The sequence below is a fragment of the Ignavibacteriales bacterium genome (assembly GCA_026390575.1).
Lineage (GTDB): Bacteria > Bacteroidota > Ignavibacteria > UBA10030 > UBA10030 > Fen-1298.
This window is the reverse complement of the sequence record JAPLFR010000002.1, coordinates 155,001-179,686: the sequence shown is the minus strand read 5'-3', so window position 1 is coordinate 179,686 and position 24,686 is coordinate 155,001. Positions and strand designations below refer to the sequence as shown.

General features: G+C 44.7%; 22 protein-coding genes. All 22 read left to right on the top strand.

Annotated elements, in window-relative coordinates; all coding sequences use genetic code 11:
• The first annotated feature begins 118 nt into the window (after nucleotides 1-118).
• Nucleotides 119-598 carry a chemotaxis protein CheW gene (locus NTX44_02970; protein MCX6120565.1) on the top strand — a complete coding sequence of 160 codons (480 nt, stop codon included), beginning with the start codon at nucleotides 119-121 and terminating at the stop codon, nucleotides 596-598.
• A complete protein-coding gene (locus NTX44_02965) occupies nucleotides 595-2,091 on the top strand; it encodes a tetratricopeptide repeat protein (protein MCX6120564.1) in 1,497 nt (498 codons plus the stop codon). Before NTX44_02970 ends, NTX44_02965 begins: the two co-directional genes overlap by 4 nt.
• The gene (locus tag NTX44_02960) at nucleotides 2,088-2,753 is read left to right on the top strand and encodes a chemotaxis protein CheW (protein ID MCX6120563.1); all 666 of its coding nucleotides are present in this window, start codon (nucleotides 2,088-2,090) and stop codon (nucleotides 2,751-2,753) included. The genes NTX44_02965 and NTX44_02960 overlap by 4 nt, the downstream gene beginning before the upstream one ends.
• The gene (locus tag NTX44_02955; GenBank protein MCX6120562.1) at nucleotides 2,750-4,363 is read left to right on the top strand and encodes a methyl-accepting chemotaxis protein; all 1,614 of its coding nucleotides are present in this window, start codon (nucleotides 2,750-2,752) and stop codon (nucleotides 4,361-4,363) included. The genes NTX44_02960 and NTX44_02955 overlap by 4 nt, the downstream gene beginning before the upstream one ends.
• Nucleotides 4,364-4,377: 14 nt before the next feature.
• Nucleotides 4,378-6,738: a response regulator gene (locus NTX44_02950; GenBank protein ID MCX6120561.1), complete on the top strand. Its 2,361-nt coding sequence runs from the start codon at nucleotides 4,378-4,380 to the stop codon at nucleotides 6,736-6,738.
• A 51-nt stretch (nucleotides 6,739-6,789) separates the two neighbouring features.
• A complete protein-coding gene (cheB, locus tag NTX44_02945; protein MCX6120560.1) occupies nucleotides 6,790-7,851 on the top strand; it encodes a chemotaxis-specific protein-glutamate methyltransferase CheB in 1,062 nt (353 codons plus the stop codon).
• Nucleotides 7,848-8,543: a response regulator gene (locus NTX44_02940; GenBank protein MCX6120559.1), complete on the top strand. Its 696-nt coding sequence runs from the start codon at nucleotides 7,848-7,850 to the stop codon at nucleotides 8,541-8,543. Before cheB ends, NTX44_02940 begins: the two co-directional genes overlap by 4 nt.
• A gap of 157 nt (nucleotides 8,544-8,700) precedes the next feature.
• Nucleotides 8,701-10,026, top strand: a complete 1,326-nt coding sequence (locus NTX44_02935; protein ID MCX6120558.1) for an AI-2E family transporter — start codon at nucleotides 8,701-8,703, stop codon at nucleotides 10,024-10,026.
• A gap of 416 nt (nucleotides 10,027-10,442) precedes the next feature.
• On the top strand, nucleotides 10,443-11,594 hold the full coding sequence (locus tag NTX44_02930) for a hybrid sensor histidine kinase/response regulator (GenBank protein ID MCX6120557.1): 1,152 nt from the start codon (nucleotides 10,443-10,445) through the stop codon (nucleotides 11,592-11,594).
• A gap of 491 nt (nucleotides 11,595-12,085) precedes the next feature.
• Entirely contained in the window at nucleotides 12,086-12,907 is an 822-nt protein-coding gene (locus tag NTX44_02925; GenBank protein ID MCX6120556.1) for an alpha/beta hydrolase, read from the top strand.
• A gap of 104 nt (nucleotides 12,908-13,011) precedes the next feature.
• Complete coding sequence (locus NTX44_02920) at nucleotides 13,012-13,314, top strand: hypothetical protein (protein ID MCX6120555.1); 303 nt, start codon at nucleotides 13,012-13,014, stop codon at nucleotides 13,312-13,314.
• Between the two features lie 89 nt (nucleotides 13,315-13,403).
• Nucleotides 13,404-14,513 (top strand): zinc-dependent alcohol dehydrogenase family protein, encoded by a 1,110-nt coding sequence (locus tag NTX44_02915; GenBank protein MCX6120554.1) that lies wholly within the window; start codon nucleotides 13,404-13,406, stop codon nucleotides 14,511-14,513.
• A gap of 18 nt (nucleotides 14,514-14,531) precedes the next feature.
• Complete coding sequence (locus NTX44_02910; GenBank protein ID MCX6120553.1) at nucleotides 14,532-16,217, top strand: thiamine pyrophosphate-binding protein; 1,686 nt, start codon at nucleotides 14,532-14,534, stop codon at nucleotides 16,215-16,217.
• A 71-nt stretch (nucleotides 16,218-16,288) separates the two neighbouring features.
• Nucleotides 16,289-16,900, top strand: coding sequence for a TMEM175 family protein (locus NTX44_02905; protein ID MCX6120552.1), 612 nt, complete (start codon nucleotides 16,289-16,291; stop codon nucleotides 16,898-16,900).
• A gap of 260 nt (nucleotides 16,901-17,160) precedes the next feature.
• Nucleotides 17,161-17,604: a universal stress protein gene (locus NTX44_02900; GenBank protein MCX6120551.1), complete on the top strand. Its 444-nt coding sequence runs from the start codon at nucleotides 17,161-17,163 to the stop codon at nucleotides 17,602-17,604.
• 440 nt (nucleotides 17,605-18,044) lie between these two features.
• The gene (locus NTX44_02895; protein ID MCX6120550.1) at nucleotides 18,045-18,251 is read left to right on the top strand and encodes a DUF3185 family protein; all 207 of its coding nucleotides are present in this window, start codon (nucleotides 18,045-18,047) and stop codon (nucleotides 18,249-18,251) included.
• A gap of 179 nt (nucleotides 18,252-18,430) precedes the next feature.
• A complete protein-coding gene (locus NTX44_02890) occupies nucleotides 18,431-19,084 on the top strand; it encodes a hypothetical protein (GenBank protein ID MCX6120549.1) in 654 nt (217 codons plus the stop codon).
• A 34-nt stretch (nucleotides 19,085-19,118) separates the two neighbouring features.
• A complete protein-coding gene (locus NTX44_02885; protein MCX6120548.1) occupies nucleotides 19,119-19,472 on the top strand; it encodes a hypothetical protein in 354 nt (117 codons plus the stop codon).
• A gap of 100 nt (nucleotides 19,473-19,572) precedes the next feature.
• Complete coding sequence (locus tag NTX44_02880) at nucleotides 19,573-20,772, top strand: hypothetical protein (GenBank protein ID MCX6120547.1); 1,200 nt, start codon at nucleotides 19,573-19,575, stop codon at nucleotides 20,770-20,772.
• A 265-nt stretch (nucleotides 20,773-21,037) separates the two neighbouring features.
• On the top strand, nucleotides 21,038-21,268 hold the full coding sequence (locus tag NTX44_02875) for a hypothetical protein (protein ID MCX6120546.1): 231 nt from the start codon (nucleotides 21,038-21,040) through the stop codon (nucleotides 21,266-21,268).
• A 140-nt stretch (nucleotides 21,269-21,408) separates the two neighbouring features.
• Nucleotides 21,409-23,700 (top strand): glycosyltransferase family 4 protein, encoded by a 2,292-nt coding sequence (locus tag NTX44_02870; GenBank protein ID MCX6120545.1) that lies wholly within the window; start codon nucleotides 21,409-21,411, stop codon nucleotides 23,698-23,700.
• Entirely contained in the window at nucleotides 23,697-24,686 is a 990-nt protein-coding gene (locus NTX44_02865; GenBank protein ID MCX6120544.1) for a glycosidase, read from the top strand. Before NTX44_02870 ends, NTX44_02865 begins: the two co-directional genes overlap by 4 nt.

Below are 24,686 nucleotides of genomic sequence, written 5' to 3'. Positions count from 1 at the left end.
ATCACTAGTTATCATAGGCATATTGTTATCAGTGAACGCTACGATCTTTCATATAGAGGTATCCAGGAAATCAAAAGCGTGATGGTTCGGTCTTCGAATATATTCTCAGGAATAAACGGTGGATAATTTCAAGCATATTGATAAACAGAAAATTGTTCTGTTCAGTCTTGAAGAACCGCGTTATGCTCTTTATTTATCTGAAGTTGTAAAAGTTGAACGTGCGGTGGAGATAACGCCTTTACCGAAAGCACCCCAAGTTGTTTCAGGCGTTATAAATTATCACGGAGAGATCATTCCCGTTATTGATATTCGCAAGCTCTTCCGGTTGCCGCATCGCGATATCCACTTAGAAGATCAATTCATTATTGCGCGGACTTCTCAACGGCGTGTCGTGCTTGTAGTGGATTCGGTCAATGGTGTGTATGACCTTGAACAACATCAGGTACTAGATGCAGAAGAGTCGTTCCCATTTACAGAGTATTTGTCTGGTGTTGCGACCATCGAACATGGTATTGTACTGATCACTGATCTTGAAAAATTTCTTTCTCTTGATGAAGAACGAGTACTGGATGGTGCTCTTACCGAAAGTGAGAAATGAAGCATACTCTTCCGGAAAATACGTTATTGCAAATTAGCGAATTTGTTGCTGAACATCTCGCGTTGAATTTTCCTAAAGAACGATGGAGTGATTTAGAGCGTAATATTACTGCTGCTGCAACAGAATTTGGCTATACGGGAGTAGAAAATTTTATACAGCGTATTATGTCTTTACCCATGACACACGAGCATGTAGAAATATTGACCGCCCATCTTGCCATCAACGAAACATATTTCTGGCGTGAACCCGAAACTTTTGAAGCATTAGAACAAAGCATTATTCCCGAACTGATTCGTTCCCGGCAAGAAGGCAAGAGAATAAGAATATGGAGCGCCGGGTGCTCAACCGGTGAAGAACCATATTCAATTGCTATAGCTCTTCACAGGGCAATTCCACAGATAAAAGATTGGAACATTACAATTCTTGCAACAGATATCAACCGCCGAATATTACACAGAGCACCAGCCGGTTTGTTTAGTGAATGGTCATTCCGTAATTCACCTCGGTGGCTAAAAGAAAAATACGTTTCACTCAAAGAGAAAGACATATTCGAGATAATTCCCGAGATCAAACGCATGGTGAAATTTGAATATCTGAACTTGGCTGACGATGTTTTTCCATCGTTACTCAATAATACGAATGCCATGGATTTCATATTTTGCCGTAACGTCCTCATGTATTTTTCGGAGAAGCGTTGCAGTCAAGTCGTGAACGGTTTGTTCAACTCTCTCGTACAAAACGGTTACCTGGTGGTTTCAGCAAGCGAACTCTCTCTTCCGAGCTTGTCAGAATTTACAGCAGTGAATTTTCCAGGGATGGTTCTTTTTCAAAAGTCATCGAATAATCCGAAAGTACATCAGCAGATTCCTGCCGAGGTATCAGTTCGTACACCTAGGGGATATACTTGGCAGGTAAGTCCGATCAAGATAATCAAAGAGATAAAACCACAACTTCGGGGAATCGAAAACGAAATCCTTCCTGAAGCAGAAATCCCACTTCAAATTCATTCAGTGGTTGACAAGGCCTTGGCGTTGTATGCGCAGGGTAATTACACGGAAGTCACCGAGATGCTTCAACAAGATGATCAAACATCAGAAGAACGGATTCTTTTCATTCGGGCGTATGCAAACCAGGGAAAGATTGACATGGCATTACAAACATGTGAAAAGGCAATCGCGGCAGACAAACTCAACCCCGGCTTGTACTATCTCTACGCAGCGATCTTGCAGGAAAATAATCAGTTGGATGAAGCAGTAATCTCGCTAAAACGCGCAATATTTTTAGATCCCAACTTTGTTCTCTCGCACTATTCCTTAGGAAATATTTATCAACGTCTTGGTAATATTAAAAGCGCGAATAAATGCACTGAAATTGTTTTAACGATTTTAAATACACATAACCAGGATGAAATCCTCTTTGAATCCGAAGGACTAACTGCCGGTAGATTCAAAGAAATAATTATTGCTGCGGATCAAACAAGAGATCTGGTATGAAACTACATCAAATGACACCCGGGCAAAAGCACACCACAAAAATTAATTGGGACGAAATCAAGCGCAAAGTAACTTCTTTGCAGGAAGTAATTGAACAAAAGGAAATTCTCTTGCCGGAAGAAAAACGTGCTCTCTTAAAGAAAAGAGCGCACGTGTTGGCGCTACGGGGGAACGATGAAACCGTTCGGCAAGAATGTGTCGAAATTATTCTGTTCCGTTTGGCATATGAAACATACGGAATCGAAACCGCATTTGTTCGCGAAGTATATCCTCTAAAAGATATGACAACACTGCCCGGTACACCCTCATTTGTCTTGGGAATTATTAACGTCCGCGGACAGATTGTTTCGGTCATTGATCTTAAAAAATTCTTCAATCTGCAGGAAAAAGGTCTGGGAGAACTGAATAAAGTAATAATCATATATAACGAACGGATGGAGTTTGGTATTCTGGCTGATGTTGTGGAGGGGACACAATCTGTGGCACTTAAAGAGATCATGGCAGCTCCGCCGAGTGTCATAGGGATCGGTAAAAAGTATCTGAAAGGCGTGACAAAAGAGCATATTGTTTTGCTTGATGCGGAAAGTATTTTAAACGACGAAAAAATTATCGTTAACGAAGAAATGAATGAAGAATCAATTAATAAAAGGAAAAACCAATGAAAAATTTCTTTAATCTAATGGGAAGCAAAAAACGTTCGGCAGAATTAATCAATGCCGACAAAGAGCTTGCCTTCCAAAGCGAAGAAAAAGAAAAACGGGCAGCGGAGTTAATCATTGCCGACAAAGAACTCGCCTTCCAAAGCAAAGAGAAAGAAAAACGGGCAGCGGAGTTAATCATTGCCGACAAAGAGCTCGCCTTCCAAAGCGAAGAGAAAGAAAAACGGGCAGCAGAGTTAATCATTGCCGACAAAGAACTCGCCTTCCAAAGCGAAGAGAAAGAAAAACGGGCAGCAGAGTTAATTATTGCCAACAAAGAGCTTGCCTTTCAAAACGAAGAGAAAGAAAAACGGGCAGCAGAGCTCATTATTGCCAACAAAGAGCTCATCTTCCAAAACGAAGAGAAAGAAAAACGGGCAGCAGAATTAATTATTGCCAACAAAGAGCTCATCTTTCAAAACGGAGAGAAAGAAAAACGGGCAGCAGAGTTAATTGTTGCCAACAAAGAGCTTGCCTTTCAAAACGAAGAGAAAGAAAAACGGGCAGCAGAGTTAATTATTGCCAACAAAGAACTCATCTTTCAAAACGAAGAGAAAGAAAAACGGGCAGAAGAGTTAATCATTGCCAACAAAGAGCTCGCCTTTCAAAACGCAGAGAAAGAAAAACGTGCGGCAGAGTTAATCATTGCCAACAAAGAGCTCATCTTTCAAAATGAAGAGAAAGAAAAACGTGCGGCAGAATTAATTATAACGAACACCGACCTCTCCAATGTACTGAAAGAAGTAAGGAAAACAGTGAATATCCTGACTGTTTCCTCAACCCAGATTCTGGCGGCCACCACTCAGGTGGCATCAGGAATTGCTGAAACAGCCTCTGCTATTAGAGAAACGACCGCAACTGTTGAAGCAGTTCGACAAGCGGCTCAACTTTCCAGCCAAAAAGCAAGCCGTGTTTCAGAGAATGCTCAACAGGCTGCTCAAGTAACTCAGAGCGGTCAAAAAGCCGTTGATGAAACTGTCAACGGAATGGATGATATTCAAAACCAAATGGAGGCAGTTGCAAATACCATTGTTCGCTTGAGCGAACAGAGCCAGCAGATTGGCGGCATCATTGCTACAGTTACCGACGTAGCCGATCAATCAAATTTGCTGGCAGTAAATGCCGCTATCGAAGCAGCAAAAGCCGGAGAGCAAGGGAAAGGATTTGCAGTTGTCGCTCAAGAAATTAAATCTCTTGCACAGCAGTCAAAACAAGCCACAATACAAGTGCGTAATATATTAAGTGACATACAGAAAGCCACGAATGCGGCGGTCATGGCTACAGAACAAACCAGTAAGGCTGTAGAAAATGGAGTAAAGCAATCAACACAAGCCGGCGAAGCAATAAAAAATTTAGCGGCGAGCAGCATCAAAGCGGTTGAAGCGGCCTCTCAGATTGTTGCATCGAGTCAACAACAAGTAGTTGGGATGGATCAAATCGGTTTAGCGATGAAAAACATTAATCAAGCCGGAACAGAGAATGCGGTAAGTATGAAGGAAACAGGGAATGCCGCAAAGGATATAAATGAATTAGGGCTAAAATTATTACAGCTTGTTGAGCAGTATAAAATATAACGCTGGTTATATCGATGAAAACAAAAGAAGAAGAGTTTTTAAAACGACTTCAAGCAATGTTTCAAGTTGAGGCGGAAGAGCATATCAATGTACTCTCTTCCGGTTTAATCGAGTTGGAGAAGAATCCCCAAAATACAATGTCGCCGGAATTGATTGAAACTATTTATCGTGAGGCACATAGTTTAAAAGGGGCTGCCCGTTCTGTCAATAGAAAGGATATCGAATCACTGTGCCAGGTATTGGAGAGCTTGTTCGCGAAGTTAAAATACAAACAAATCTATTTCTCTGCCGATCAATTTGATCTTGTCCATAAATCGCTGGACGCCCTTTCGAAAATGATTTCCAGCACCGGGAGTAAATCAGTGAGTGATGATAGAGAATTAATAAGAACGTTACTCTCCATCGCAGATGAAGATCAATCAAATAAAAAAAAGAAAGAGCAAATAACAATTGTTAAAAATCGTCCTAATAAGACCAAGCAACAGACTCAGCGTGTGAACGGGGTATTGTTTGATAAAAAGTTAGTAAGTGAAGAAAAAGCATCGAGAGAAATCGCGCAAGGTGCGCTGTCTGCAAAAAGAGAATCTGCACAGGCTGAATCAGTTGATGAGAAACCATTGCACTTGGAAACCGTGAGAATACAAGCGTCAAAACTGGATCCGCTGTTTTTACAGGCTGAGCAAATGATTCAATCTAAAATAGCCTCTGTTCAAAGAACGGTTGAACTAAAAAGTATTTGTAATTTTGTCGGAGTATGGAAAACGGAATTAAGAAAATTAGATGTCCAGCGATCCAGCGATAACGGACTTCAAGTAAAAGAGATGATTCATTGGACGAATGAACGGCTGGATGAAACAGAGCGGAATATAGTGACCGTTACTCATGCAATAGAAAACGACCAGCGTTCACTTGGACGAATGATTGATGATCACGTAGAATCAATGAAAAATATTTTGATGCTGCCCGTATCTACAATTATTGAAGTATTTCCAAGACTCGTTCGTGATCTTTCCCGCACTCAAGGTAAAGAAGTAGAATTAATAACTCATGGTAAAGAGATTGAAGTTGACAAGCGGATTTTGGAAGAACTGAAAGATCCGTTGATACATTTATTGAGAAATTGTATTGACCATGGAATAATGAAACCGGAAAAACGGGTGGAATTAAAAAAACCGTCCCTGGGAACTATAGCACTCACATTTACAGTGATCGATGGCCGTAACCTTGAAATACGTATCTCAGATGACGGTGCAGGTATCAATGGTGAAAAAGTAATTTCTGCCGCTGTCAAAGCAGGCGTCGTTTCAAAAGAGCATGGAGAAAGAATAAGTACTCAGGAATCTTTAGATTTAATATTTAAATCCGGAATTACGACAAGTCCGATGATCACAGACATCTCCGGACGCGGACTGGGTTTGGCTATTGTTCGCGAGAAAGTAGAAAACCTTGGCGGAAAGGTTTTCGTCGAAAGTCAGCCGGATATTGGCACTACCTTCCGCCTTATTCTGCCACTCGCTTTGTCTACCGTGAGAGGGGTTTTAGTAAAAACCGCAGAACACTTCTTCATTATACCGACAGGGAATGTCGCACGTGCCCTTAGGGTTAGCAACGAGGAGATAAAGACGGTAGAAAATCGGGAAACTATTCTGGTCGATCAAGAAATTATTTGGATCATAAGCTTAAGCGATGTACTGGGATTACCTAATAGGACGAAAGCACCCTCGTCACAAAAAGGGAACACACCATCTTTTCCGCACTTCATCCAAATTGTTGTTCTTACGCAAGGTAATTATCGTATCGGTTTTAAGGTTGATGAAATAATTGATGAACATCAGATCCTTGTAAAAAAATTAGGCAGGCAATTACAAAGTGTACGGAATATAAGCGGAGCCGCAGTTCTTGGTTCCGGCACAGTAGTTCCGGTCATTAATGTTTCGGATTTGATGAAATCAGCATTGAATTCTGTTTCGATGAAAAGAATAACAAAAAATGAAGTACAGGAAGAGGTAAAAGTCTATAAAGTTTTAGTGACCGACGATTCAATTACATCCAGAACACTCATAAAGAATATACTCGAAACCGCGGGATATGATGTTATCACCGCAGTAGACGGTGTTGACGCGGTGACGAAAGCTCTCGAAGGAGAATTCGATCTCATCGTCTCGGATGTTGATATGCCGCGAATGAACGGATTTGAACTCACAGCAAAAATTCGTAAAGATAAAAAATTATCGGAGGTGCCTGTTGTTTTGGTGACAGCACTTGAATCGAGAGAAGACCGCGAGCACGGGATCGATGTTGGTGCCAATGCGTATATTGTCAAGAGTAGTTTTGACCAGAGTAATTTATTAGAAGTAATAAAAAGACTTTTATAACTGCAGCACTGAGCAGGAACAAACTTATAGAAATATTCGAGAGTCATAAAAATGATCAAAGTTCTCATCGCGGAAAATTCACTTGTCATGCAGCAAGTACTCAGACACGCAATCAGTTCAGATCCGATGTTGACAGTTGTCGGTGTCGCGTCTGATGGTGAAGAAGCTCTGGAAGCTGTAAAGCAATTACATCCGGATGTTATTGCAATGGGTTGGAAGATGCCAAAATTAGACGGTCTTGAGGCAACACGCATTATTATGGAAACAACACCAACACCTATTGTTATAGTGACTGGCAGTGTTGCGGCGAATGATGCGGCAGTTTCTTTTCGCATGATTGAGGCAGGAGCTTTAGCGATAATACAACAACCGCCGAGTGCAGATCACCCCGATTATGAAAAAGAGACACAGCAGTTAACCCAGACATTAAAACTCATGTCCGAAGTGAAGTTGGTTAAACGTATCGCTCGAACTTCAACAGGACAAGAGACTACGAAACCGTCAATCGGAAAATATTTTCGAGCGGAATCGGATATTCAAATCATTGCTATCGGTGCATCTACAGGCGGCCCTAATGTCTTGCAAACAATACTTTCCGGATTACCTAAAGATCTTCCGGTTCCAATATTCATTGTTCAACACATCTCAAAAGGTTTCACAGCGGGATTTGTTGAATGGTTACAGAATACAACCAATTTTCCATTACATATTGCTTCCGATGGTGAATACCCGCTGCCGGGACACGGATACGTCGCTCCGGATGATTTTCACATGGGAATTGAACGAGGGCCTAAAATTGTACTCAACCACAATGACTTGGAAAATGGTCTGCGTCCTTCGGTTGCCTACCTTTTTCGTTCAGTAGCACAAAATTTCGGTTCCCATGCAGTTGGTATATTACTCACAGGAATGGGGCGGGATGGAGCAGATGAATTGAAAATAATGAAAGAAAAAGGGGCGGTTACTTTTGCACAGGATGAAGAGAGCTCTATTATATACGGTATGCCCGGTGAAGCAATAAAACTTCATGCGGCAACGTATATTCTTTCACCGGAAGAGATTATAGTTGCTCTCACAGCGCTAATAAATAAAAATGAAAAGGTGATTGTATGAAAACTAAAAAGAATGTCGTAAAAGAGATTGATCAAATTCTAATAGCCGAGGACAGTCCGACTCAGGCTGAACAATTGAAGTATTTTCTTGAGAAACACAAGTACAAGGTACTTGTTGCTAAAGATGGCAAAGAAGCCATAGGAATGGTCATTGAACATAATCCTTCCTTGGTTATCACCGATATCCAAATGCCGGTAATGAATGGCTACGATCTGTGCAAAGAAATAAAATCTCGTGAGAAGACTACTAACATTCCCGTTATTCTGCTGACAGCCTTTTCTCGAACAGAAGATGTGATGGAAGCTATTTCTTGTGGAGCTGATAATTTCCTGACCAAACCATTTCGGGAAGAGTATCTTGTTTCACAAATTGAACAGATCCTTTCCGATAGGGAAATTCACAAAAGCGAAACGATTAAAGTTGAATTGGAAGTACTCGTTGGAGGTAAGAAACGGGTTATTACAGTGGATCATCAGCAAATACTTACGCTGCTCATCTCAACGTATGAAGCGGCAGTTCAGAGAAACGATGAACTGGTAAAGGCACAGGATGATTTAAGAAAACTTAATGAACGTTTAGAAGAATTAGTAACGGAAAGAACTGCGGAACTTTCGGCTGAGATAGCCGTTCGCAAAAGTACTGAGGAAGCGCTGCGAAAAAGCGAAAAACAACACCGCGGCAACCTCTCTTAATCAACGAAAGAAATCTTGCCATGAACGCGATTACCGCAAAAGACAGTGGAGAGAGTACCCGCTACATCGGGTGCCACGGCACGAAGCGTGTTGCGATGCTTGTGCTGGTGTGTGCGGCAACGCTACTGGCTGAAACTGTGACGCAAAGGAAAAGAAAATGAAAAAAGAGATCCAATCAAATGCGGTCACCGATCCGCCACTCCCCGAGCACAGGCCCTCGACTGACAAGAAAATACGTGTTATGCGCTTCGAGGTATCGTCTAAGACTATGATCCAGCTCATCCTTGTTGTAGCCTGCTTGTGGTTGCTGATCCAGCTTTGGCCGGTTTTCCTAGTGCTCGTCGTCGCTCTCCTGATCGTCGGGACAATGAGTCCATCTGTCAGCTGGATGGAGGCACGGCGTGTCAAGCACACCCTTGGGATCGTCATCGTTTTCACACTCTTCTTTGTCGTCGTGATTCTCGCCTTAATTCTGACGATACCGTCGTTGTTGGTACAGGCCTCGGCACTTATTGACCAAGAACCTGTATTCCGTGCACAACTTTCGGATTATCTCGCCCGTTCCAATCTGACAGCGCCAATAGCGGGCTGGCTGCGGGACATTAAGTACGAGGCTATATCGAGTGCCATCAGCACAACGGTCCTCGCCATCTCAATGCGCATTTTCGAAATTACTGCGTATGGCATCAGCGCCATCTTTCTCGCGCTCTACATCATGATCGACCGCGACCGGCTCCGTGGCTGGCTTTTCGCGGTCGTTCCTCGATCGCACCATATCCGCTTAGCTCGCGTTATGATGAATCTGGAGACAATTGTCGGCGCTTACATTCGTGGGCAACTGATTACGTGCCTGTCCATTGCGATCTTTTCGTTCGTCCTTCTGGTGTTATGCGGCGTGCCAAATGCGTTGGCGCTTGCTGTGTTTGCGGGCATAGCAGATATTCTACCATATATCGGCGCAATCCTTTCTATAGCACCGATGGTCGTTGCGGCGCTGGCGCGTGGCCCGGTGGTCGTGACCGTTATCTTGTTGATCATGCTCGCGTATGAGGAATTCGAGAGCCGTGTGCTTGTTCCTCGTATTTACGGACGTGCGCTGCGCCTTCCGTCGTCTATCGTGCTCTTCGCGCTCCTTGCGGGCGGGACGGTGATGGGGATCCTCGGCGCGCTCCTCGCGCTCCCTATTGCAGCAACCATTATGATGCTCATCGAAGAACTTCGAATTGAGCTTCCGGGTAAGCAAGAACGGGTTGCAGATGTGGATCAGCGCGTCGGTGACGAGCGCGCAGAGAAAGAGTATCTGCGCCGGACAGTAGGTGTGCCTGTAGAGCAAGCTGCAGCTATTGCCGCTTCGATTTCAGATGATCGACGAGAGGAAGAAAGTCATCCGCCAGAGGCGGTCAGGACGACCATCGAGAGCGGGAACACCAACGGACCGGAAAGGTCGACGGCACTCACTGAAAAAAAAGTAGAAAAACAATGAACACGATAATCACACACAAATCACGATTGACTTCGCTGAAATTTCTGGTTCGCTCCGCTCGGGTAAAAGTGCAATAGGATAACTATTAATGGACAGTACGATCACGCAGGACGTGCATCCCGATAATGATGAAGCATTAACAAATAATTGAGATACTTGAGACCCGTGAGTTAGCCGGACCTTTTATTAATCTGCTGCATTTCTTCGTTAAGTTATCCCGGAAAACGCTAATCTAAAACTCTCTATGAAAAGAGCATATATACTCCTTCAGAAAGGATTAACTACTTTATCATCCTTTCGAGCTATATCCGATAAAACAAAACAATAGCAGGTTAACATGCTTAATGCAAAGGAACAATTTCTCTCCACACTAAGACCCGGTTAATAAAATAAATTAAAATTAATTGCATAATCTTATGAAAAAGGTTCAAGAACAAGAACAGGCGACTCACATCCTGGTTGTCGACGACGAACAGGACCATAGAGATACAGTTGCAGAATTGCTTCGGCGGAGCGGTTATAGAGTTACGACTGCTTCCAGTGGAGGAGCGGCTTTCAACGTATTGGAACAAGAACACTGTGATTTAACGCTGCTGGACATTCACATGCCTGAGATGGACGGATTTACCGTCCTGACACTTATCCGTGCTCACAAACATACGCACGATCTGCCTGTCATCTTTTTAACAGGGCATATGCGCGATGCCCAGGATATGGAACGCGGCTTTGAGCTTGGCGTCAATGAGTATCTTTATAAACCAATCGACGCTCGTGAGTTGCTTGTGCGTGTCCGTTCCATTCTTCGCCTCACAACGGCGGAAAAACGATTGCGGCAGTTACAGAACGATTATTTTTCCATGCTTGTACACGATCTCCGTGGTCCGCTGCTCGGGATTGCAGGTTTTTTGGAGATGCTCCTCACTGATCCTGTAATGAAAAATACCCAGCAAGAAATACTGCAGATTATGATGGAATCGAGCAATCATATGAAATCAATTATCGATGATATACTCGATCTCTCGAAACTTGAAGCAGAATATGTCAAGTTAAACACCACAGAGATAGATTTGCTTGAGGTGGTGAAACGTGCTGTAGCACGATTGCGGCCGTTGTTGGCAAAAAAATCTCTAACGTTAGTAATGAAACCGGTTTCATCTTCAATACAAATCATAGCCGACGCTAAAAAACTTGAACAAGTGATTGATAATTTGGTGGGAAATGCTGTCAAGTTTACAATGATCGGCGGCAAGATCACACTTACAACGACGTACATCGAGGGTCCTCAACAGGATCTCGTGAGTCGGGGGATATCCGATCCTGTGGCGCTCGTCAGTATCACAGATACCGGCCCGGGCATTCCGGCGAAAGAAATTGCTTCCCTGTTTGAAAAATACCGTCAGACATCTGGAAATTCAGAGATAACATTAAAAGGAACCGGACTAGGGCTGGCCATCTGTCGAAGTATCGTCGAAGCGCACGGAGGTGTAATTTGGGTTGAAAGCCAGGAAGGAATTGGAAGTACATTTTCATTTGCGTTGCCGCTGGGAAAGAAAAAAGAAGTGGCTTGATCGTATGCGGCATCATCGTTAACAATCCCAAATAATGACGAAAATAATCTAAGGAATGTCCTTACGATGTTTAAAAGATAATTGTGAACTAAATGAAAGAGTGCTTTGTAAAATAACACTGCGGTACTCTTGGGTATTTCTTGCTTGCCACGTTTTAGAAAGTAACTTGACAATTGCTAGTCTAACTTGAATGCCTCTCCGAAAGAGAACGTTGTGCGGCCGCCTCCCGAAAAAGAATTAACTACTTTATCATCCTTTCGAGCTATTTCCGTTTGACAAAATCATCGGTATGCTTGCAGACATAGGAGTCAATTATTTCGTAAAAATAATTGAAGGCTTTGGCGAATCATGGAGGAAAAAAGAGAACTCAATCGTTCGTTGTGTCTTACCGTAAGACACCGATAGACCACAAGTGTAACAGATCAAAATATAAAAAATAATAGCCTCGGACGCTCTTGCGTCGCGGGGTAATAACGAAAGAATGGACTAAAATGAGTACGATAATCACCAAAGACAATACGCAAATTTACTACAAAGATTGGGGCTCGGGTCAAGCCGTTGTCTTCAGCCATGGCTGGCCGCTGAATGCTGATGCTTGGGAGTACCAGATGGTCTTTCTATCGTCCCATGGCTATCGCTGCATTGCGCATGACCGTCGTGGCCATGGCCGATCAAGCCAGCCGTGGATCGGCAACGAGATGGATACCTATGCTGAGGACCTGGCGGAATTATTAGAAGCGCTCGATCTGAAAGGCGTTACGATGATTGGCCATTCCACGGGAGGCGGTGAGGTCGCCCGTTATATTGGCCGTCATGGAACATCCCGCATCGCAAAAGTTATTCTCATGGGTTCAGTGACACCACTGATGCTGAAGACGAAGACCAATCCCGGCGGACTGCCGATTGACGCGTTTGACAAAATCCGCGCTGGTGTCGCTGCCGACCGCTCGCAGTTCTTCAAAAACTTAACTATACCGTTCTATGGTGCCAATCGCAAGGACCACAAGGTTACGGAGGGAATGCGGAATGCGTTCTGGTTGCAGGGGATGCAGGGTGGTCTCAAGAACGAACTAGATTGCATCAAAGCATTTTCCGAGACGGATTTCACCGAAGATCTAAAGAAATTTGATATACCGACTTTGATCATCCACGGCGATGACGACCAGATTGTACCGATTGCGGCCTCGGCCATACTTTCATCGAAGCTCATCAAGAACGCGACACTGAAGATTTATCCAGGTGGTCCCCATGGTTTAGCAGACACACACAAGGACCAGCTCAACATTGACCTGCTGGATTTTCTCAAAGCTTAGTCTCGTTGCTCTATTGGACATTGTTGTCAGCGTTGTTGCTGCACGCTTGTTGGTTTTAATATTGAATGTAAAATCGAAAAAACACTAAAAAAAGGAGAATAGTCATGGCAGAGTTTGGATCGTCTTTTTCTGGATTAGCGAATAATAGGAAACTTACAGATACGGAACTCATCCGGGCAATCCGGTTCATGGTTGCTGCGGAGTACGAAGCGATTCAATTATACACGCAGCTTGCCGAGTCAACGGACAATAAAATCGCCATCGCGGTCCTGAAGGATATCGGCAATGAAGAACTTATTCATGCCGGAGAGTTCCTCCGACTCCTCCGCGAGCTGGCTCCAAATGAAGAGAAGTTATATGGAGAAGGGGCGGAGGAAGTTAATAAAATAATCAAGAAGTCGAAGTAGAACTCTGCTTAACGACTACTCAACAATGGTAACATGAATAATCGTCATCTGTTGAATGCGAGTGCATATCAATTACAATTGAAATCACAATGGTGCACCACATAAAGAAAGAAATAATGAGTATGAAAGCGTTAGTGTATCATGGCCCTGGTAAGCGGGCCCTTGAAGAAAAACCGATGCCTTCTGTAAAAGAGTCAACAGATGCTTTAATTAAAATCATTCACACGACTATTTGTGGGACAGATCTCCATATTATGAAAGGAAATGTACCGACTGTAACCATTGGGCGTACGTTGGGACACGAAGGAGTTGGAGTTATTCAAGAAGTTGGGGCGAGTGTTTCGAGTTTTCGCCCGGGCGATAAAGTAGTGATATCGTTCATTACCTCCTGCGGGAAGTGCTATTACTGCAAGAAGGCGATGTACTCCCACTGTGAAAAAGGCGGATGGATTCTCGGAAATACAATCGATGGGACGCACGCTGAGTATGTGAGAATTCCTTATGCGGATACTAGTTTGCACCACATCCCAACGGGTGCCGACGAGGAAGCTATGGTTATGTTAAGTGACATACTACCCACTGGCTTTGAGTGCGGCATCCTGAACGGTCAGGTGAAACCGGGGGACAGCGTAGCGATTGTCGGTGCAGGTCCGATCGGAATGGCGGCGCTCCTGACTGCCCAGTTTTATTCGCCTGCCGAAATTATAATGATCGATCTGGATGAAAACCGACTTGACGCCTCGAAGAAATTTGGTGCAACGAAGGTGATCAACAGCAGCGATGGAAAAAGTGTTGAGAAGGTGATGATGCTGACAAACAACAGGGGTGTTGATGTGGCCATAGAGGCTGTTGGCACTCCTTCAACATTCGATATCTGCCAATCAATAGTCGCCGTTGGCGGACATATTGCTAATATCGGAGTACATGGAAAAAGTGTCGAACTGCACTTAGAGAGACTCTGGTCGCATAATGTCACCATCACGACCCGCCTTGGCGATACCGTCACGACACCAATGCTTCTTAAAACTGTTGTCTCGGGGAAACTCCAACCGAACCGACTAATCACTCATCGCTTTCCGTTCCTCGAGATCATGAAGGCGTATGACATATTTGGAAATGCCGCAAAAGAACGGGCGTTGAAGGTAATCGTGACAAATGAGAATCACGATAGTCCAAGCTCAACAGGGGCAGTCAATTAATTAAAAAGGGACATTCAATTGCATACTGTCGGAAGTTACCTTGCCGCAAGGTTAACGCAAATTGGCTTGAAGCACCATTTCGTGGTGCCAGGCGATTACAATCTAGCTCTGCTCGATCAACTGCTCTCCAATTCAGATATGCTGCAAATCGGCTGCGCTAACGAACTCAACGCATCATTTGCTGCCGAAGGTTATGCACGCGCTCATGGTGCGGCAGCCTGTGTCGTCACCTTCAGTGTGGGGGCGCTCTCCGCACTGAACGGAATTGGCGGTGCCTACGCAGAAAATTTACCTGTGATTCTTATTTCGGGCGGACCTAACACCAATGACGCAGGTGCTCAGCACTTGCTGCATCACACGTTGGGTGCACACGATTTTTCGTATCAACGTAAGATTGCCGAACACCTCACCTGTGCTGCCGTCGCAGTTACATCGGCTGATGATGCACCCTTTCTGATTGACCATGCTATTCGAACTGCGCTGCGTGAACACAAGCCTGCGTATATCGAGATTCCTTGTAATCTGGCTGGTTCCGCTTGTGCATCGCCAGGACCTATTAGTTCCCTGACGCAGGCTGTTCCAAGCGACCCGGACACTCTGCAATCGGCTGTGGAAGCTACTGTTGCGTTCCTTGCATCTCGTTCCAAACCCATGTTGCTTGCAGGACCAAAGCTTCGTACCGCAGGCGCACAAGCGTCGTTTCTTAAACTCGCTGAAGCACTCGGCAGCGCAGTGGCAGTGATGCCATCGGCCAAAGGATTTTTTCCGGAAGACCATCCGCAGTTCGCGGGCATCGCACTCGGTGAAGTAAGCACCCATGGATGTAACGAACTTCTTGATTGGACAGACGGATTGCTGTGTGCGGGTGCAGTGTTTACTGACTACAGCACTGTTGGCTGGACATCAATGCCTGCCGCTAAAAACATGATCGAAGCGCGCATTGACAGGATTATTCTTCCCGGTCACGACTTCAGTAACATCCGGATGGCAGACTTCCTTTCCGCACTTGCCGACAAGGTACAGAAAAATCCGGCTACCATGGTTCAATACGCACGTTTCCAAGCCCTCAACGCACCTCAGGCGGTTGTGTCGGCACAAGGTAAACTGACTCGTCACGAGATCTTTGTGCAAGTACAGGCGATGCTTACGACAGAGTCGACGCTGTTCGTTGATACGGGAGATTCTTGGTTTAATGGTATGTATATGAAATTACCCCGTGGCGCCAACTTCGAGATTGAAATGCAATGGGGACACATCGGCTGGTCGGTACCGGCTTCATTTGGTTACGCCCTGGCAGCACCGCAACGCAATATAATTGTTATGATCGGCGATGGTTCGTTTCAGATGACTGCACAAGAAGTAGCGCAGATGATTCTCCATAAGCTGCCGGTCATTATTTTCCTGATAAACAACCGGGGTTACACTATCGAAGTAGAAATTCATGATGGTCCGTATAACAACATCAAGAACTGGGACTATGCCGGTCTGATCGATGTTTTTAATGCGGACAATGGATCCGGAAAGGGCCTGCACGCCGGCACGGCGGATGAACTTGCTGCAGCTATCCAGCAGGCCAAACAGAATATTGAAGGTCCTACCTTGATCGAATGCGCGATCGACCGAGATGACTGTACCCGGCAACTGATTTCCTGGGGCAGGCGCGTCGCTACGGCAAATGCACGGCCGCCGCTCACGAACGCATAACAGCGGTACGCTTGACGTTCATAAAAATCATGGCGAAAGTAATTAATATTTCATAAGGAAATAATTTTACGATGGCAACCTCAAACGGATTTAATACTTTTCGAATAGAAAATTTAACCGATGGCGTCTACGCCATTGCTATGACCATTTTGATTTTAGGAATTAAAGTCCCCGTTGGACTCGATTCTTCCAACGAAACCAAGATATTCTTCGCGAGAATATTCATCCCATTGATGATCTACCTGTTAAGTTTTCTCATTCTCGGGACATATTGGGTAGGGACTCATATTCAGCATCACTTTACCGCTAAAACAGACAGGATACTTCTTTGGATCAACATCCTGCTTTTAATGATTATTTCAGTTATCCCTTTTTCTGCAAGTTTGCTCAACAATTATACCGACGATAAAGTGAGCATTATATTTTACAGTATCAACCTTTTAAGTGCAAGTCTGTGTCATCTGCTTATGCTCTATTATTCGCGGAAGAAAAAATTTCTTAAGCCGCATGTGACATCAGTAGTGTTCAATAGTGTACGGACAAGGATTTTATTGCCGACATTTTTTTATTTGCTCGCTATTCCAGTTTCCTTCCTCGTACCGAAATACGCTGTATTACTATTTTTTATCCCGCTTGTGTTTGATTTAATCCCGGGGCAAGTTGATAAAGAAATAGAACAGTAACTCATAGAGAGGCACGCATGATGTGCTTCATAAAGCTTGGACACGGCTGCGAACAAAAAGGGCTAGATGCAAATTTGTTCAGGCTATAAAAAGGGTATGATTTCACCGAGGTGAACAGACAGCTGAAAGATATTCATTCTGTCGGTATGTTTCCACTATAAAGGATTAATTACTTTTTCATCCCTTTGCTCGATTGAATTCTTTTTTTTCAACGTCTACATTTGTTCTGTAATTAATAATAACATAGAAAAAGGAAACATATGAAAATACTATTAGCTACAGATGGCTCTGCGCATAGCAAAAAAATGATTACGGAATTTGCAGGAAGAACCTTTGCTCCCAATACCAAAGTACGAATTATTTCTGCTTATGATAGCTCTTTGTATATGATGAATACTGATCCAATAATGGGTCCATTGTCTGAATATCATGCTATAGTGGATGATTATTCGCAGCGATCGGCAAAAAAAGCAGTTGAAGATGCAGCCGCTCTTGTTCATAAAAAAAGACCTAAACTGTCAATATCAACCGCTGCTATCGAAGGTTCTCCAAAGAGTGTTATACTGGAAGCAGCCAAAAAATTTGGTGCCAATTTGATCGTTGTCGGCTCACATGGTCATGGAGCTGTTTCAGGCTTTTTACTGGGTTCGGTATCTCAAGCTGTGTCGCTCCATGCAACATGTTCAGTAGAGATTGTGCGTTAGTGGAAAAATGGAATATTCAACGCCTGATTTTTTTCTTAGCCATCATTACTATGAAAGTATCTATGGGGATACTTCTATCCTCAACAAAGGACAGGTTCTGTCTAAAAAGAATTAACTACTCTTTCATCCTTTCGAGCGATTACTGTTTCAAAAAAATATCTGTATGCTACCTGTGAATTTCAGAAGAGGGTACTGACATCCTCTCCACTCTTGACGGATTCATTTTTATAAAAGAAAGGATACTGTCTATGTTATTAACTATTGCTGTTATTCTAATCATCTTGTGGTTGCTGGGACTCATCACCTCCACCACCATGGGCGGTTTTATTCACGTTCTCTTGGTAATCGCTATCGTGGTCATCTTGGTCAACGTTATTAGAGGACGAAAACCTCTGTGACCATTCCATGGATTCAGGTATGGAAAATCAAAAGGATTATTTATGAACAAAGCAGTCTCGCTCGCACTTCTTGCCTGTGGTATCCTGTTTCTTATTCTCGGCATTCATGAATCGGATTCATTCAGCTCTGACGTTTCTCGTTTCTTCACCGGTTCGGCAACCGACAAGGCAACTTGGATGCTCGTTGGAGGCGTCGTCGGGATCGCTCTTGGGTCTGTGGGTCTCTGGCACCTGTCGAAGAAAAACTAAGAAAAGCTTTTCTTCGATTCCGAGATTAAGCTCCATGTTTAACGGGTGGGTCCAGCCGAACCGTTGGCGCTGTTGTCCCGCGCACTGCGATAGGATGATAAAGAATAGCTTGACCATGGGAAAGGGTTTACGTCAAACGACTAAAATCCAGACGGCCCCTCCTCAAGGAAGAAATATATATGAAATATTTTTATTCTACGGTTACTACACTTTATCTGTCTCTTGCTATATATGTGTCCATTGCTCAAGAGCGTAAATTTGAACTTGGTCGGAATATAGTTGAACCGATCCGTGTGGGTGCTATTTCGGAAGCATCGCTTGTTTATAGGATGGATGATGATCGTCATTTTCTGTTCCCAAGAAAAAGCATCGATATTTCCTGTAACTCTTCCAATAAAGTAAAATATGCCGGCAGCCAAATCCCGTTGCCGATATTTGATATAACCGGATTGAATTATGAAGAGAAATCCAACGGCTATTTAATTCAAATTCAATGCAGCAAAAATCTGCCCCATTTCGAAAGTTGGTTAAAAAGTGAAGGAAATGATACGTGGCTGTCCGTCACAATCGTGAATGCAATAGTCGATTTAACCGGTATCAAAATTATTAAAATGCCAAGATATGTTAAAGATGTATTAATATTCCAATCTCGATCCTCCGTGCAATTGACGTTCAGGCTAGAGGGAAAGATAAGAGTAGCAGAACTCTTACAGATCAAAGGCAGTAATAATATCCTTGTTGCAGTGCACATGATCGAAAGGATATACGCACGTGCCAGAATAGAAACGCCGCCTGTTATGCATGTCAGCATGACACGAAGAGAAGTATGGTGATTTCAATTGAAAGCGAAACTAAAGAGGTAACTGTATGGCAATATTCATCAGTTTCACCATTGCGACAGTGATCATATGGATCATCATCGAAAAATATCGCAATGTTCATCAATTGTATAAACAGCCGAGTCTTGAATCCCTGCGCAAGGAAGCTACAGAAAGGAATCCGCTCTTATCTCCTGCTGATCAAATGAACGCACTCTATCGTTACCGTATCAGAGAAATAATCATGCTGCGGAGGTTTGACCAGGATACCGATGAGATCGAAGGTGACCTTCTGCTGATCATCAATGAGGTCAATCGGTTGATAGTGCAGGAAGTTGAGGAGACGGGTGAGACGGACCTGCGGCAATTCGATGAGATGAAAGAATTTACGACAACAACATAGAGAGCTGCCGCTCTATGTGGAAATTATTTCTTCGGTTCAAGTGAAGCATAGAAAATCAAGAATTACTTATCTATTCATTATAATATAAAAGGACACAACAATGAGATCCTTAAAGTTCGTTGCCTTGTTTGTAGTTTTGAATACGTGTGCATGGATAATACCGCAAGTAGCACATGCGCAGCAGGGATCTGTAAGTTTTCAACTCTTCTATGATGAATTGAGCCCATACGGCATGTGGGTAGACTATCCTAACTACGGATACGTTTGGATACCAAATGGAGATCCCGGATTCAGTCCCTATGCGACTTCCGGCCACTGGATATTTACCGATGACGGTTGGACTTGGATTTCCGATTATCCCTGGGGATGGGCAGCGTTCCATTATGGTCGCTGGGATTACGATAATGTGTACGGTTGGTTTTGGGTTCCTGATAATGAATGGGGTCCTGCGTGGGTATCGTGGAGAAGATCTCCCGGTTATTACGGTTGGGCACCTTTACGACCCGGCATCAGTATAAGTATAGCCTTTGGCAGCGATTACCGTGAACGAAACGAACGCTGGACATTTGTAGGAGAGAGGGATATAACAAGGCCCGATGTGAGCCGTCGTTATGTCAATCGAACCAAAAACGTTACGATCATCAATAATTCGACGGTGATAGTGAATACACGAAAAGATGACAAACGAAACGCCACGTACATTGCAGGTCCTGATAGAAATGATGTTCAAAAGGTTACGCGCACAGTGGTTCCATCAGTTGTTATTCGAGAAAACACTAAGCCGGGGTATCAATTAAACAATGGCGAACTGAAAATTTACAGGCCTCAAGTGCAAAGAGGAAATACCAATGGACAGAAACCTGCCCCATCCAAAGTGATGAAATTGAATGATGTAAAACCCCCATCAGTAAGAAACGCGGGAAACCGGCCGCCGGACGGACATCCAGCGAAAAATGACCGAATCGCGCAGCCACCGAAATCGCAGAATGTTCAGCAATCGAAAGCGATCAAACCAATACCCGCTCCAGATAGAAATACTGGGAACCGGCAGCCTGTAGTAAATCCAATGAAGAATATTCGTACGAACCAGCTGCCGAAATCACAGATTGTTCAGCCGTCCAACAGCATAGGGAAAGAAAAGCAATCACCCAATGTAAATCCAAACAATAATAGGGAGAAACAGCCGCAGAATGTAGCTCCAACCAGGAAGAATGTTAAGTCGCAGCTATCGCAGCCCAGGACCAATCAGTCTATGCAAGATGAAAAGAAACAGGAGGACGAAAAGAAACGGGGTCGATAAGAATAGTGCGTTGCAGGCTCATCAACCTTCTTTCGTAAGGGATTAAGTACTTTATCATACTTTTGGGCTATTACCATTTGATGTAATTATAGGTGTATTGTGTTTGTCTATCGCTGCAGAAAATGAATTGAACCTCAAAGAATGATCATTGAACGGCTTATATGAATCTTTTAGGAAGAATGGAACAAGATACATGAATTGGGATCGCATAGAAGGACAATAGAAACAGCGGAGGGGCACAGCTGTGACCCATTGGGGGAAAATAATGAACGACGAACTAGCAACAGTCGCGGGTGAGTACGAGGAGCTTGTTGGAAAGCTGCAGGAGAAATATGGGATTGCCAAAGAGGAAGCGAGACATCAAATGGATAAATACAAAAGAACCGCCGAGCAATTGAAAAAGTTAAATCACGAATTGATCATAATGCAAAAGACTTTCCACAAGAAGAAGTCGGGTAGAATATCGATGAAGTTAAATGAGCCGTCAAGGAAATGAACGCGGAACAAACTTTCGAGTAATGCTCTTTGACAAAATCATTGGAATCCTTTTATGTCTTAGTAAAGAGTTGTTGTATGACTCTGAACCAGATACCGTAAAAATCTTTCAAGTCCATTCTCACGATTGAATAAGAAAAAATGGAAGACAACACAGAACACGGCTCAACAATTAAACGTATTGCGTTCATTGGGAATTACTTGCCACGCCAGTGTGGTATTGCCACCTTCACTACTGATTTATGCGAGGCAGTCGCTGCTGAATTCACCGATTCAACATGCATTGCCCTTCCCGTCAATGACATCGAAGCCGGTTATGCATATCCACCGCGTGTACGATTTGAACTGATGGAAAAGGATGTAAATTCGTACCGGCGTGCTGCAGACTTCCTGAATATTAATCGCGTTGATCTCGTGTGCCTGCAGCATGAATATGGAATTTTCGGCGGTCGTGCAGGTAGACACATACTCGCCCTGCTGCGAGAATTACGTATGCCCATTGTGACGACTCTGCATACGATCCTCCGTGATCCCGATCAGGATCAACACAGGGTATTGAAAGAAATAGCTGAAATGTCGGATCGTTTGGTCGTTATGAGTAAGCGCGGTTCAGAATTTCTCCAAAATGTCTACGGGGTAGTGCCGGAGAAGATTGATCTTATACCGCATGGAATCCCCGATGTGCCCTTTGTCGATCCGAGTTTTCACAAAGACCTGTTTGGCGTCGAGGGCAAGATCGTTCTGCTGAGCTTCGGATTGCTCTCGGCAAGCAAGGGGATTGAGAACGTCATCGCTGCTTTACCCGCTATTGTGAATCGCTATCCGAATGTCGTCTACATTATTCTCGGTGCAACTCATCCTCATGTCATTCAACATGAAGGTGAGACGTATCGGCTGTCGCTTCAATGGATGGCTCAGGAAAAAGGCGTAGAAGGTCATGTGATGTTCTATAACAGGTTTGTCAGCTTGGAGGAACTTGTCGAATTCATAGGTGCAGCGGATATTTACATCACACCGTATCTCAATGCAGCGCAGATCACTTCAGGCACTCTCGCCTACACACTCGGAGCGGGCAAGGCGGTGATTTCAACACCGTATTGGTACGCTGAAGAGATGTTAGCCGACGACCGGGGAGTGTTGGTTCCGTTCAACGATCCATCGGCGTTAGCTGAACAAGTGATTGACTTATTAGACAATGAGTCCAAGCGGCATGCCATGCGGAAGCGGGCATATATGTTTGGAAGGGATATGATCTGGCCGCAGGTAGCACGACGCTATATGGAAAGTTTTCAACGCGCCCGATCCGAACGTCGGCATTTCAGCCGTCCCGGATTTATCGTTAAAGCGCTGGATGAAGCTCCGGGTGAGCTTCCCCCATTAAAGCTGGATCACCTGCGTCACCTCACGGATGAGACGGGCATCTTGCAGCATGCAAATTTCACGGTACCGAACTACCGCGAGGGTTATACCACCGACGACAATGCCCGCGCCTTGATGATTATCCCTCTTCTGGAAGATCTGGGAAGTGAAGAGGCATTCAAACTTGCTTCACGCTATCTCGCTTTTATTTGGTATGCTTTCAATCTTGAGACCGGACGCTTCCGCAACTTCTTGAATTACGAACGTCACTGGTTGGAAGACAGTGGTTCAGAAGATAGTCACGGCCGCGCTTTGAGGGCATTGGGCGCAGTGCTGGGCCGATCAACTACGATCGCTCTCCACAATATGGCCGGCTGGATGTTTGAGCAGGCATTACCCGCTATTCGTGATACCACGAGCCCGCGTGCCTGGGCATTTGCGCTCATCGGAATCCATGATTATCTGCGACGGTTTGCCGGTGATCGCATGGCAAGTCAGGTACGGGATGATTTGGCAGGTCGGCTGCTGACGCTATATCAAGCGAACCGATCGAACGAATGGCGATGGTACGAAGAAGGACTTGCGTATTGCAACGCAGTGCTTCCGCATGCATTGATTATGTGCGGTCACCTGATGACGAATAAACTCATGCTTGATGCCGGATTGGAGTCGCTCATTTGGCTGGCAGACTTGCAGCGAGCAGATGCAGACGGTGGATACTTTGTTCCCATTGGATCGAACGGTTTTTATAAGCGCGGCGGTGAGCGCGCCAGGTTTGATCAGCAGCCTGTTGAGGCACAAACCATGGTCTCTGCATGCCTTGAAGCATACAGGGTGACAGGAGACAAGCACTGGCGCAAGGAAGCGCAGCGCGCGTTCGAGTGGTTCCTTGGGCGCAACGATCTGAATCTTCCTATCTACGATCCGAAAACGGGCGGCTGTCGTGACGGTCTGCATCCCGACCGCCCGAACGAAAATCAGGGTGCGGAATCAACATTAGCTTTTCTGCAGGCGCTGCTGGACCTGCGAATGGCTGAAAACACACTTTTATCTATGGAAGCACAACCTCAATGAACAACCGACATCCGGAAATCTTTTTCCGTTATAAGCTTAATCCAATATTGACTGCTGCCAATTGGCCGTATCCCATCAATAGCGTGTTTAATCCCGGCGCAACAATGCTGGCGGATGGAACCACCTTGCTCTTATGCCGGGTGGAGGATCGGCGCGGACATTCACATCTCTGTGCTGCCCGCTCTGCCAACGGTGTAGATAACTGGCAGATTGACTCCCATCCGACTTTGATGCCAGATCCTGAACACTTCCCTGAAGAACTCTGGGGTATTGAGGATCCGCGCATAACGTATGTTCCCGAATTAAAAAAGTATGCTGTCGTCTATACCGCTTATACGCGTGATGGTCCCGGTGTAGCCCTGGCGCTCACAGAACATTTTGATTCTTTCGAGCGTTACGGATTGATCATGCAGCCGGATGATAAGGACGCGGCTCTACTGCCTCGTCGTATCGACGGTCGTTGGGTGTTAATCCATCGCCCGGTAAGCGCTCAGGGCGCTCACATGTGGGTATCGTATTCTCCCGATCTTCGGTTTTGGGGAAATCACAAACTGATGCTGGTAGCCCGGAAGGGTGCGTGGTGGGATGCAAACAAAATAGGCCTTTCACCCCCGCCAATCGAAACACCGCAAGGATGGCTGGTGATTTATCACGGCGTACGGCAGACAGCGTCCGGCTCTATTTACCGGTTAGGACTTGCACTGTTTGATTTAAACACACCGGAGTACTGCTTAAAACGCAGCAACGAATGGATGTTCGGTCCGGAGGAATCCTACGAACGGCGCGGCGATGTGGATGACGTAGTTTTTCCGTGCGGATACACTATTGCTTCTGATGGCGACACGCTTCGTTTATATTACGGAGTAGCGGATTCGAACATTGCTCTAGCCACGGGCAGCGTGCGTGCCATGCTGGAGTGGCTTGAACAACACGGAGAAAAATTTAATGTACCACCTACACAAATTATCGGTAAGACGATACAATGA